This is a genomic window from uncultured Phocaeicola sp., assembly GCF_948499155.1.
Lineage (GTDB): Bacteria > Bacteroidota > Bacteroidia > Bacteroidales > Bacteroidaceae > Phocaeicola > Phocaeicola faecalis.
On record NZ_CAOOSE010000001.1, the window covers coordinates 211,959 to 224,750 of the forward strand.

Here is a 12,792-nt window from a genome sequence, read left to right on the forward strand (position 1 = left end):
AAGGAGGCTGTCAGGGCTCTGAAGTTACTGCCACATTGTGGTATTCGAGGGCTGTGCCCAAATGATGGGGAGTGTGTCAAAACTAAACCGACCTATCCCATCGTCAGCTGTAGGGGCAGGGTTTGCCTGCCCGAAGACACAAAGTAAACTGTTTTCGGGCGAGCGAACCTCGCCCCTACGAACGAAACGACAGCATTATCCACGTTTTGACACAACCCCTTTTTGGGGTCAATCCGAAAGTCCTGTGGGTGATATAAGCGTAAACTATGAGTTACAATGCCGGTATCAAATCGAGTGGTCGTCTGCTATACTTCATTTATAATGCCTTGAAAGAAATCTGTATGCTTACATTGTAATATTGGAATTTTCTTAAAATAGGATGCCCACACACTTATTGACTTGATTCGTAAAAAAAGAGGGTGTGCCGAAACGCTCATAAACCAAAAATCACCCTCGCCACTACCTGTGGCGAGGGTGATTTCGATAAAAGGGAGTGTGTCAAAACTAAACCGGTCTATCCCATCGTCAGCTGTAGGGGCAGGGTTTGCCTGCCCGAAGACACAAAACAAACTGTTTTCGGGCGAGCGAACCTCGCCCCTACGAACGAAACGACAGCATTATCCACGTTTTGATACAGCTCCCTTTGGGGTTACTGCCGAGGGCAGTGAAGTCTCTTAGAACTTACAAACATTCAGCTTCTTGTCAACCAATAATCCGTCAATCATTTTCAGATTGAAGCTTACTCTTTGTTTAGCTTTCAGTTTCAAGATAAACAAGTCATTGGTTCCTTCGAGTGAAGGTTTGTTGCCGATATTGACGAAAGTAGGATACAATGCTTTTGTGCCATTGGTGTGAAGGCGGTCATAAGTAAAGTTTTCCATCTCTTTCATGCTAACCGGTTGTACACCGACAAATTCAAACTTCTGCTGGTCGTATGGCAAAGCGAAGCTCAGTGCATTGACAGACTTCAGGTCTATACCTTTCACTACTACTTCAATGATTTCATCTTTGTTATAACTGCGTTTGGCAGTGCTCATTTCGATGCTTCCGCTTACTTTTTCAGTTTCGTCGCTTTCGTCTACACCGTCTTCCAACTGAGTGGCTACTACCGAGATGTCATAAGCGTCAATCAAATCATTCTTGTTGATATCACCATTGCTGATGTAACCTTCAAAGTCGCCGTCGCCTTTGCGCAGACCGGTGTAGTTGGTATAAGAAGTCAAATCGTTGTTGTCAATCTTACCGTCATTGTTGATGTCGCCCGGTAAGTAACTTTCAGTTCCGGGAACTTTGAATACATACAGTTCACGGCCGGAACCATAATTGCCAACACCTTCTGTTACAGAAAGTTTGATGTAACGTGCAGTCGGACGTTCTGTGAATGTGAATACTTTCACTTCATCCTTGCGGTTCCATTCAAATGCACCGGCTTCTGTCCAGTGTTCTTTGTCCATACTATATGAAACGGTTCCTTTCAACAATGTTCCGTTGCCTCCGTCCTTACGGCTCAGGTAATGGAATTTATCCAATTGGTTGACACTTCTCAAGTCGATAATCATGTCGAACGGCAAAGCGTTAGCTCTGTACTTGGTGTGCCACATATCACCCATTTCGGCAAAGTCGAAGAGACGGTCGATTTCAAATCCTTCTTGTGCCTTGGCTGTTACTTCACCCTTGATGCCTCGGATTGCAAATTCCAACGGGTTGGATTTGGTCTTGGTTGTAAAGTTTGCCCAGTCTGACTGACCGTCCTTGTTTACGGCGCGAATCTTGAAGTCATAAGTTGTTTCGGCTTCCAGTCCTTCAAACAACAGTTCTGTATCTTTGATAGTACTATACAGAATGCCGTTCAATTCGATTTCATAATAGTCAGCATTGGCTACCGGAGCCCATGTCGGTTTCAGTGTATAGGCTTCAGTGTTTTCGGCAGTTACTTCGGCTTTCGGAGCTGTCAATGAGCCCGAAGTGACGCGGTGAGTATCGGCCGGTGCATAGCGGAATCCGCTGACAGTCATATTAATCTGATTAGTGGTGATATCCATCGGAGCCAGCTTGACGAGAAGTTGGGGGTTCTTGACGATAGTCACCTTTTCAAATTCACTTCCCGGAGTGGCAAACTTGTTCAGATTGGGAGCAGCATCGTAGAAGTATACGTTCTGTCCGTTTTGGAATTGTTCCAGAGAGGTAACCTCGGTCAGCTTAATCTTGTTCTTTCCTACTTTGGCAGAGATAGCTTTGGGCTTTTCGGTTACATTGATTCTGAACTCAGTGGCTTTCTCTTTCACGAAGCCGTCAAAGTCACCCTGAGTGCGGTGTACGGTGATAAGCACTTCATTTTTGGGAGTGACATTCGATTCGACGAAAGTAGTTACACCCTTACCGTCCTTGTATGCTTCGGTGATACCGTCATCGTCATATTCCACGGTCATGGTGTGCTTATGCGGATACATTTCATAGATGCGCAGACCCTTGTTGATTTCACTCACGTTATTGTTCGGGTTGGTCATCGGGATGATGGCTCCGTTCTTGACAAATACGGGGAGCTTCCACAGAGGAGCGGCAAAGTTGTTGATAACGCGTCCGCCTTCATATTTCTCGCCGGTGAAGTAATCAATCCATTCACCTTCGGGCAGATAGATACCGTTGCGGATGTCATTGCCTTCGGCATCTGCCTTGGTGTTCTGATAGATAGGTGCCACCAGGAAGTCGGTACCATACATATATTGGTATTTAGTGGCGCTGCCCATTGTGTAGTCATTCGGGAATTCGAGGAACATGGCTCTGATGATAGGCATTCCGTCTACCGCTTCTTTGGCAAAGCTGTAAGCGTATGGCATCAGTTCTGATTTCAGCTTCAGATACATACGGTTGATAGAAGTGGCAGGTTCGCCCAGGGCATGAGGATACTTTTCGTTGCTGCCCCAGCCGTCCATGTTGAGTTCCATCGGTGTCCATGTCTTCCACTGGAAGTCGCGGGTATTCATGGCCAGGTTCTTTCCACCGAAGATACCGTCCATATCGGAGGTGATATTAGGCTGTCCCGAAAGGCCCGAACCGATATAAGTCGGGATATGGAAGCGGATATATTCCCATTCGCCGCCGGTCTGGTCGCCCGACCATACTCCTGCATAGCGCTGGGTGCCTGCCCATCCGTCCAATGAGATGATAAACGGGCGTGCGTTATTGCCATAATAAGGCATAATCGTGCCCACATCGGCCACACCGTTCAAACCGAATGAATAGCCTGCGCCCACCCATGCAACGTCTGTTTTAAGAACACGTACACCGGCGTCTCTCACTTCTTTCACGATATCACGCTGAAGCAGTGCGCTGACTCCTTCTTTGGGATGGAGGTCGGATTGTGTCCAGAGTCCGATTTCCACTCCGTTCTTACGAGCATAGTCGCCCAGTTCTTTCAGGTTCTGGATATTGCCGTCCAATGTTTCGGTCTGTCCGTATCCGGCTCCGTAACCGTCGTTGGGGAGCAGCCAGCCCAAAGGCATGTCATGGTTCTTGTAACGGTCTATCACAGCGCGTGCCGAGAATTGGTAATTGTTCTTTTCGCCGTTCAAAGATTCCTTGATGCCGCCATTGTCCTTTTGGCTTTCTTTATAGCGTTTTCCGTCTTCAAACAAGATTCCCTTTTCGTCTTCTTTCCAGTAGTCGCGGTTGTAAGCGTTCAGGTGTCCCTGATAGAAGCCGAACTTGGGCAATAATACCGGATTACCGGTGAGTTGATAGAAGTCGTTCAACAAAGCAACGACACCGTCGCCCACCATATAAAAGACATCCAGATAATCCGTTTCGTGCGATAGTTTTACTTTTCCTTTTTCTTCTGCACCGAAGTCGTATTTACCTTTCTTGAAGGTGTGCCACATCACGCCATATCCGTTGGTAGACCAATAGAAAGGAGTGGGAGAAGCCACGCCTCCGTCGGTCCAGCTGTTCTGGTTTTCGATGGCGATTGCTTTTCCTTTGTGTGAGAATCTTCCGTTCTGCACACCACCTCCGTAGAAGTATTCTTTCGGATTTTCTTTCAGGGTGATGGTCACTTTATCTTTCTCGAATGAGACGGGGGCAAGTTGTTCCACCGCTACCTTGTTTGTTTCGAGGTTCGTGATTTTCAGTAATGAACTGGCCTTGTCAATCTGTATGTTGATACGTCCGGTCGTGATACTGATTGTGTTTCCGTTGTCGTCAATGTCCAACTTTGACAATGGCAGTCTGGGGTTGTCCACCAATATCTGTGCTTCGGGTTTGGCTTCCGGATTCCGGATGATTCCACCGGCATTATCTTGAAAGACTCTGAAGATGTTATCGCCGTAAAAATCAAGTGTCATACGCTGGTTGTTGGCAAACAAAACTTCGACAGCTGTCGGGTTGAGTCTTTTGATACTCACAATTTGAGGGCTTGGGAGCGTTGTCTCACTTGCGGCATGCATCGACTGGGCAGCCTGCACGGGTGCACCTGCCAGAACAAGCGGGAATGCCAGGGCAAGTAGTGCCGCTTTTTTTCCTTTGCGGTGTTGATTAGGGGTATTTTTCATAATAAACTATGATTAAATTAGAATATAGTTTTGATTTATTCGGTAAAGATAAAGCGTAATATTGATAAACAGGCAGATTTTTAAGAAAAAATTAAGCATATCCTTTAAACTTTTGTATTCGGGGGCCCGAAAAGGTCGTATTCAGCGTGGGCTTGTCTGTATAAAGGATGTATTACAGGCTTTTTAGGTTGATATAAATAAGCAAGGTGTCAAAAATGCTCTTACAGCAACAATGCGGCAGTTGCTTTGGAGTTTTGACACCTCTTTATTATCTCCCGAATGGCATTGTGGCTGCGTTTCGGGAGATATCCGGTCTTATCGTTTATTTGACTTCAATCACTTTCGTTGCTTTTTCCTTTTCTTCAGGAATTCGTTTCGGCAATTCGATAGTCAGGACACCGTCGTTCACTTTGGCGTCTATTTTATCCTTGTCTACATCATCCGGCAGAATCAGGGTTTGCTGGAACTTGGAGTAAGAGAATTCGCGACGCAGATAACGGCTTTCTTCCTTGCCTTCTTTGTCGCCTTCCGTTGTTTCTGTTTTCTTTTCCATAGAGATGACCAAATCATTGTCTTCATTGATATGGATTTGGAAATCGTCTTTTTTCATTCCCGGAGCGGCAACTTCCACTTTATACTCTTTTTCTGTCTCGATGACATTGATGGCCGGTGCTGTCGGGTTGGCTTTTACCATCCAGTCATTGTTCAAAAAATCGTTGAAAATACTTGGCAACCAAGTTTGGTTGGCTCTTCTTACTGGCATCATAATCTTAATCTCCTTTTGGTTTATGGTTAAACATTTTGTTTACTTTTGAATTTCGTCTTCTTTCGATTCCGTCATCCACTATCCATAATGCAAATACCATACTTTAGTTCGATTTCCTATGCTCCATATTCCACTCTTTTAAGTCTATAAAACCTTTCTTAAAGATAGGCGGCAAGACTTTAAGAGAGGATAAAACTATTTAAACGTTGACACAGACCGACTGCTGTCAAAATGTAATTTTTGAAGACGAATTGGCAGACGGACCGGCTTCTGTAAGTTTGAACCTCATGCGGAAAATGCCTTCTTTATAATCATGGCTGATGATTTTGAATGTACCTATCTGCGATGTGTTTTCCACGTGCAGACCGATGCAGAGGCATTCATCGTAATCGCCCACGTGCACCACTCTCACGGTTTCGGAGGCATGGTCGGGCAGACGTTTCAGGTCGAATCGCCCCACGGCTTCCTCTTGTGTGATGAATTCTGTGGTGATTGGCAGGTTTCTTTTCAATGTCTCGTTTACGGTCTTTTCTATGTGGCTTATCTCCTCTTCGGAGGGGCAGGCGGGTAGGGCGAAATCCAATTTACTTTTCTTGCGTTCGATATGTGCCGAAACTGCACGCCCGCAGCCAAAAAGGTTTACCATTGTTCTGTTTACGATATGCTCTGTGGTGTGCATCGGGGCGATGGACGCATCCTGAAACTTGGGAGCTGCTTGGTTTATTTCCATAATAGATTTATTTTATTGTGTTTGGACATGAAAGGTTATATGCGCCTTGGCCGGATATTTCTGTCTGTTGTTTTCAGTCAATCCTTCCATTGCTTTATCTCTCTCTTTAAGATGCTGTAGACATTGAGGTTGACAAACTTTCTTGTATACATCAGCTCGCCGTCGCGTTCAGTCCCTTCCAGGTGGAAGCCGAGCCTTTGCGGAATGGCATTGCTGGGAGCATTGCCTTCGGCGCAACGGATTTGGATGCGGTTCATGCCTCGCTCTTCGATGGCAATCCGGCAGAGATGCCGCACACATTTGGTCATGATTCCCCGGTGTTGGTACTCGGGCAGGAGCCAGTAACCAATCTCCGTGCGCAGGTTGGCGGCATCAGAAAAATGGAAACCGACCAGTCCGCACACTTCTCTTTTTTCTTCGATGATATAGATGAAGTCCCGGCGGGCCCGAGGCACTTTGAGTACGGATGCTAGAAAGGCCTTTTCTTCTTTCGCGGTCAGAAAGGTGACGAATGGGAGCCATTGCTGCAAATACTCGCGGTGCAAATGAATGGCATTGTATATTTTTTGTGAATCGCTTATGCGTACTTCCCGAATAGTTATGTTATCAGTAATCTTAGTTTTCATGGCGAATATGAATTTGATTTATCAAAGGTAAATCTTTTTTTTGGGTGAAGAGGAATAAACAGCGTGTTTTCTTTGAGAGTACAGACGGAAACGACGCGGATTTCACGCATTCGGGAGGAGAAAGAGCGTGAAATCCGTGTCCGGAGGATGGGCTGTCGGAGCCGCCTTCTCTTGTTTTTACAGAGCGGGTGTCTGAAACAGGAATACGAAAGATTTACTGTCTTTCAAGTCCTTGACGGCATCTCCGGCATATATCTCGCCCTGTGTCAAAGATAATTTCTTTATCCCTGCCTTCGGACTGAAATCTATCTCTTTCAAGTCGAGCCAAAACAGATTGGGGGTTAATACATTGTCAAAATAGTACACTTTGTTCTTCTGGTCGCACACCGAGCGCCAACGGGTGGAAGAGATGTGGGGCTTGTCGGGAGTGGTGATGCCGAAGGGAACGGATACGTTTCTCATCACGCTCAATACACTTGGGACGGCAATGCGTGCATCGGGAGTCTGCGGGATGGCGTGGACATAGAATGAGGCACGCACAAAGCGGTCGCTCGAACGGTTCGTGCCCGGCAACATTTGCAATCCTCCCACCTCTTTCCAGTAATCGTTGATAGCCAGTTGTGACGAATATTTGGGTGAGTTTGTCATTACCTGATACTCCTTTCCCTCGTGTATTTCCAGCTTTCCGTCCAGATATTCCAGCACAGCCGTATTTCCTGTATCGTCGGTGATGGCCAGATGTAAAGTGGAGGCCGAGCCGTTGGGCATTTGAGGTGCGTCAATTCGGAATGTCTCTTTTTTCAGCTCATCCACCGCCTCGCGCACAGTGGCGAAATTGTCGAGTACATATTGTGTCCAAATGCTGATTCCCATCACCGGACGTGTGTCTCCGGGACGCTCGTACACGGATTCGGGCAGGAATAAAAGGCTGGCTACCAACCCCTTCTCGTTCATTCCGTCACATGTGCCGATGTCATATCCTGTAGCGATGACACTGCCGTATTTCGAAGTCCATGTCACCGTCTCTCCCTTGTTGTATCCTGCTCGTTGGATACCCCTCGGAAAGACATACAAATTACTCATGATATCTTCTTTCCAGTCCATGGTGCGTCCGGTGACAATCAGATTGTCGGGCCCGATGTATACAGCCCGGGTGCAAGCTTCCACTCGCGGCATGCGAATGGACAGCATAATGGCTAATGCGATTAGCGCAATGTTTTTTGTTCTCATTTTTTTATCTTAAAAGATTATTGTTTATCTATAAAACAGATACCGGATGCGGCTTGTTTAGGCGGAAGCGGTGATTCAGGTATAAAAATCAGTAATTCATATACCTGTCGGGTGTGATAATTCTCATATCTTTGTTCCGTCTCAATAACTTTGCTCTGTTTATGAATAAAAAGAACCGTAAAAAGATAAGTATGATACTTTATAGTCTGTTGATAGTGATAGTGCTGGCAGGAGCCGCAGTGTATGCTTTTCTTCACTCGCCAAGTTTCGGCCGGCTTCCGCGCGGAACGCGTTTGGAACGAATCTTGAATTCGCCCCACTACCGCGACGGAGCTTTCCGCAATGAGCCTGAAGTGCCGTTGATGACTTCCGGCAAAAGTAGGATATCAGGGATGATTGATTTTCTTTTCCGGAAGCCTGAAGGATTACGTCCCGAAACAGTGCTGCCCGTTATAAAGACAAACCTGAAAGAACTGTCTCCCGGTGAGGATATCCTGATATGGTTCGGACACTCGTCTTATTATATACAGATGGAAGGGAAACGCTTGCTGGTAGATCCGGTCTTTTACGATGCCTCTCCGGTTGCGTTTGTGAACCGTGCTTTCAAGGGAACCGATATTTATCGTCCCGAAGATATGCCCGACATTGATTTTCTGATTATCACCCACGACCATTGGGATCATCTGGACTATCGGACAGTGACCGAACTCAGAGAGCGGACAGGGAAGGTAATCTGCGCATTGGGGGTAGGTGAGCATCTGGAGTATTGGGGGGTTGACAAAAATCGCATCGTGGAGCTGGACTGGAACGAAGATGCCTCGCTCGGTGATGGATTTACCGTACATTGTCTTCCCGCCCGACATTTCTCGGGTCGCGGACTGAATGCCAATCAGACGCTATGGGCTTCCTTTTTGATGGAGAGCCCCTCCCGACAGATTTATATGGCGGGAGATGGCGGATACGGTCCTCACTTTGCCGCCATCGGAAAGCGTTTTCCTTTCATCGATTTGGCGATACTCGAAAACGGCCAGTATAATGAGGACTGGCGCTATATTCATCTGATGCCCGGCTACATGGCTCAGACGGCCAAAGACCTGAAAGCAAAGAAGGTTCTGACCGTGCATCACTCTAAATATGCATTGGCAAAACACAGATGGGACGAGCCTTTGGCCAATGCGCACCGTCTGGCGGAAAAAGATTCGCTGAACGTATTGATTCCTCATATAGGGGAGGTGGTGAAATGGGGTGACTGAAAGAAATAGGGGGTCTGGGTATGTCCTTTATTTGGCATTAAAGGGGGGGCAATCCGAAAACCCTGTGGGTATGTTAAAGGGCGTATGCCACTCTATAAAATGAAAAAAGGAGCAACGCCTTGCTCCAACCTTTTGTTAACCTTAAATCTAATACTATGAAAAACACATTGCAAAGGTACGGACTTTTTGGATAATAGCAAATAATTGGAGCTAAAAAATATGCTGCATAACATTGTTTAAGATTTGCTTTTCTCAAAAAGGCTTCTTTTAATACTTCTTTTACTTATCTTTGCACCCATTAAACAGTAATCGATATGGCATTTGAAGCAACAAAGAGAGAGTGGGGCGAACTTTACGCCTTTTTCCGCTTGCTGGCGGACGGATATGTGTATGCAGGAACTCCTGAAGTGAAGAAAAATGAGGCGCAACGATGGCCCGTTGCCATGATTCAGCGGGAGGAACACGACGGAACCCGCCGGTATATCATTGAAGATGAAGAGAATATACACATCTGTGGAGAAAAAATTGACAAGCTGGTGGCGCGTGAGGATTTTGCGGCTGTGGCGGAGCTGATTTTATCGGCTGTGAAAGAAAGTCGCGGAAACGAGGTCATGTCACCCGATGGGGTGGAGGAGTTCTTGGATGAGGTGGCTATCTTTGACCTGGAAGCGAAAACGGATGACCGTACCGATTTTCATGTTGCTTTTTACAGTGTGGATGCCCCTTTGACAGGCTTCTGTGTCCGTTCTCGTCTCAGCTCCATGTTTCCATTGCTGGACGGCGGACGAACTGCCAATCTGAAGTTTGAGCAGACCGGCATCAAGTTTGCCACGCCCACGGTCAATAAGATTAATGCTTTTGGTGAGGAAGACGATGTGGCGGGACGTATGTTGATGATAGAACGTCTGGGAGGTGTCTTGAAGTATAGCGATGTGGCCGACAAAGTGTTCCGTAGCAATTTGAGTATGATAGACCTGCACTTTCCCCGCATGTTGGGCGAAATGCTGCGCATCATGCATCTGGACGGCATCACCAGAGTGAGCGAGCTGACGGAGGTGATGAAGCAAGTCAATCCGTTGAAGATTAAAGAGGAACTGATTGGCAAACATCATTATTACGAATATAAGATGAAGCAATTCCTGCTGGCGCTTGCCTTGGGAATGCGTCCGGCAAAGCTCTTTACGGGAGTCGATTCGGCAGTGTCCGGCTTTTTATTGGTGGACGGTAGCGGTGAAATATTGTGCTATCAAAAAGCTGACCGTCAGACTTTTGCCGATTTCCTGTTCTATAACTCCCGCTTCGAAAAAGGCTCTACTGAGAAAGATAAATATGGCTATTTGGAACGTGAAAACGGAGTCTATTATTTTAAGTTGAACGCAAAAATCGGCTTGTTGAAACGGTAAGATAATACAGAAGGCTGCCTCCGAAGCCCGGCAGTCCTGTCATCCTAAATGCTAATGAAGAATGATAATAATATCAGACAGAGGAAAGGCTGCACTGTCACCCATTCCTCTGCCATTCATTGTCAGGTTTTGTCTTTATAATGAATCAATTCGAAAATCCTGTGGGTGATAAGCGTGAACTATGAGTTACAATGCTAGTACCAAATCAAATGGTCGCCTGATATACTTGATTCATAATATTTTAAAATTGTATCTTGTCATCCTGAACGCTGGTGAAGAACGACAATAATATCAGACAGAGGAAAGGCTGCACTGTCACCTATTCCTCTGCCATTCATTGTCAGGTTTTGTCTTTATAATGAATCAATTCGAAAATCCTGTGGGTGATAAGCGTGAACTATGAGTTACAATGCTAGTACCAAATCAAATGGTCGCCTGATATACTTGATTCATAATATCTTAAAAGAATCTGTATTCTTACATTGTAATATTGGAATTTTCTCAAAATATGATGCCAACACCCTTTTTGACTTGCCTTTTTATAGCTTGAATTTCAGGATTTTTCCATTCATGGCATCCAATAAAACAGGAGTCGTCTTATCGGGCGACAATACCAGCTTCTCCGTATTTCCTGTCAGCAGTTCCACCGCATCATATTCCAGATTGTAAGGTATTCCCAAAAAATCAAAAGCGTGCTGCGGAATGTTCACCGCTGCCCGTGCCGGTATGCTGTCAAAGTTGACCATCACCAGCAACAGCTCGTCATCCTGCTTGCGCAGAAAAGCATATTGCTTATGCTCGTTGAACACCCATCCTGCCAGGTTAGCGTATGTCAAATCAAAGAATGCCCCTTCGCGTATCGCCTTCTCCGTGTTGCATAAATTCAACAGCCGAGTGTAGAAAGCACGCAGCTTCTTTTCTTCCTCATTCAATAGCTTATCGTCGAACTTGCCGTTATTGCGCCAACGGCGGATACTGTCCACACTCCAATAATCGAAGATGGTCGTCCGTCCGTCCCGTCCGCTGAACCCTTCGGTATCCATACCTTGTTCGCCTATTTCCTGTCCGAAATAAATCATGACCGGATTGTCGTTCATGCAGGCAGAAACAATCATGGCAGGGATGGCGCGGGCACCGTTTCCGGCAAAGAAATCGGAAGCAATGCGTTGTTCGTCATGATTCTCAAGGAAGTTGAGCATACGGTGCTCTATTCCATTCAGGCTTTGCCAGCGATGGGGGATGGCGGTGGCCGATTCCCAACCCGAAGTGATGGCTCTCAGCGTGTCATACAAGCCCACTTTGTCATATAAATAGTCGAATTTGCCATTGAAAAGATAGTTGCGGTATTCTGCCGGATTATAAACTTCGGCTATGAATATCAAGTCGGGATATTGCGCTTTGACCTGCGGAATCACCCATCCCCAAAATTCGACAGGAACCATTTCTGCCATATCACAACGGAATCCGTCAATGTTTTTTAATGCCCAAAACAGCAATATGTCGAGCATTTTAGTCCACGTGTCGGGGATGGGGTCGAAATGGGTGCTTCGTCCGTTCATGTAATCCACACCATAGTTCAACTTCACCGTCTCATACCAGTCGTTGATGCCGGGCCATGCGTCAAAACGGTCGTTGCCGGTGGCTTTGGCAGGAAACTCCACGTAGGGTTCGGGAGCACCGCGGTGAAGGTCGATATTGCCTTCCAGCTTGGTGCCGGGAATGTAATAAAAATTATTATTCGGACTGAAAGCCTGGTTTACATCATCCTGTTCGCCCAGGTCGGCCACTTCTGCCGGTTTGGAATCCGAACCATACTGGCGGGCAACGTGGTTGGGGACAAAATCAATGATTACTTTCAGCTCCGCCTTGTGCGACCGTTTGACCAGGTTCTCAAATTCTTTCATCCGGTCGGGGATACTGTTTGCCAAATCGGGGTCTACATCATAATAATCCTTGATGGCGTATGGCGAGCCGGCCTTTCCCTTCACCACGGCAGGGTGGTCCGGGCGTATGCCGTAACGACTGTGATTGGTTTGGGTGGCGTGTTCGATGATGCCTGTATACCAAATATGTGTGGCTCCCAGACGCTTGATTTCTCCCAATGCCTTAGCCGTAAAGTCAGCCATTTTTCCACAGCCGTTTTCGTCCAGCGAGCCATTGGTCTTACAACGTGGGTTTCCGTTTCCAAACAAACGGGTAAACACCTGATAGATGATAATTTTTTCTTGTGTTTTCAT

At 46.4% G+C, this 12,792-nt stretch carries 8 protein-coding genes; 2 read left to right on the top strand and 6 right to left on the bottom strand.

All coding sequences use genetic code 11. The features are described from left to right. Window positions 1-674: 674 nt before the first annotated feature. From QYT14_RS00940 to QYT14_RS00960, 5 genes are all read right to left on the bottom strand, one after another. Window positions 675-4,547: a TIM-barrel domain-containing protein gene (locus QYT14_RS00940; RefSeq protein WP_288324081.1), complete on the bottom strand. Its 3,873-nt coding sequence runs from the start codon at window positions 4,545-4,547 to the stop codon at window positions 675-677. 322 nt (window positions 4,548-4,869) lie between these two features. After that, window positions 4,870-5,313, bottom strand: a complete 444-nt coding sequence (locus QYT14_RS00945; protein ID WP_288324082.1) for an Hsp20/alpha crystallin family protein — start codon at window positions 5,311-5,313, stop codon at window positions 4,870-4,872. Between the two features lie 226 nt (window positions 5,314-5,539). Further along, a complete protein-coding gene (locus QYT14_RS00950) occupies window positions 5,540-6,043 on the bottom strand; it encodes a hypothetical protein (protein WP_288324083.1) in 504 nt (167 codons plus the stop codon). A gap of 77 nt (window positions 6,044-6,120) precedes the next feature. Continuing rightward, a complete protein-coding gene (locus QYT14_RS00955) occupies window positions 6,121-6,669 on the bottom strand; it encodes a GNAT family N-acetyltransferase (RefSeq protein WP_288324084.1) in 549 nt (182 codons plus the stop codon). Window positions 6,670-6,846: 177 nt separating this feature from the next. Next, the gene (locus QYT14_RS00960) at window positions 6,847-7,899 is read right to left on the bottom strand and encodes a linear amide C-N hydrolase (protein WP_237038093.1); all 1,053 of its coding nucleotides are present in this window, start codon (window positions 7,897-7,899) and stop codon (window positions 6,847-6,849) included. Window positions 7,900-8,090: 191 nt separating this feature from the next. Between QYT14_RS00960 and QYT14_RS00965 the strand changes: the two genes are divergently transcribed. Then, window positions 8,091-9,152 carry an MBL fold metallo-hydrolase gene (locus QYT14_RS00965; RefSeq protein WP_288324085.1) on the top strand — a complete coding sequence of 354 codons (1,062 nt, stop codon included), beginning with the start codon at window positions 8,091-8,093 and terminating at the stop codon, window positions 9,150-9,152. Window positions 9,153-9,466: 314 nt separating this feature from the next. Then, window positions 9,467-10,555, top strand: coding sequence for an HpaII family restriction endonuclease (locus tag QYT14_RS00970; RefSeq protein ID WP_237038091.1), 1,089 nt, complete (start codon window positions 9,467-9,469; stop codon window positions 10,553-10,555). A 539-nt stretch (window positions 10,556-11,094) separates the two neighbouring features. Here the strand turns inward: QYT14_RS00970 and QYT14_RS00975 are convergent. Beyond that, entirely contained in the window at window positions 11,095-12,792 is a 1,698-nt protein-coding gene (locus QYT14_RS00975; protein WP_288324086.1) for an alpha-amylase family protein, read from the bottom strand.

Bases quoted from the DNA above. Each gene is read 5' to 3' on its own strand.
- QYT14_RS00940 (WP_288324081.1), bottom strand. From the start codon at position 4,547: ATGAAAAATACCCCTAATCAACACCGCAAAGGAAAAAAAGCGGCACTA.
- QYT14_RS00945 (WP_288324082.1), bottom strand. From the start codon at position 5,313: ATGATGCCAGTAAGAAGAGCCAACCAAACTTGGTTGCCAAGTATTTTC.
- QYT14_RS00950 (WP_288324083.1), bottom strand. From the start codon at position 6,043: ATGGAAATAAACCAAGCAGCTCCCAAGTTTCAGGATGCGTCCATCGCC.
- QYT14_RS00955 (WP_288324084.1), bottom strand. From the start codon at position 6,669: ATGAAAACTAAGATTACTGATAACATAACTATTCGGGAAGTACGCATA.
- QYT14_RS00960 (WP_237038093.1), bottom strand. From the start codon at position 7,899: ATGAGAACAAAAAACATTGCGCTAATCGCATTAGCCATTATGCTGTCC.
- QYT14_RS00965 (WP_288324085.1), top strand. From the start codon at position 8,091: ATGATACTTTATAGTCTGTTGATAGTGATAGTGCTGGCAGGAGCCGCA.
- QYT14_RS00970 (WP_237038091.1), top strand. From the start codon at position 9,467: ATGGCATTTGAAGCAACAAAGAGAGAGTGGGGCGAACTTTACGCCTTT.
- QYT14_RS00975 (WP_288324086.1), bottom strand. From the start codon at position 12,792: ATGAAAACACAAGAAAAAATTATCATCTATCAGGTGTTTACCCGTTTG.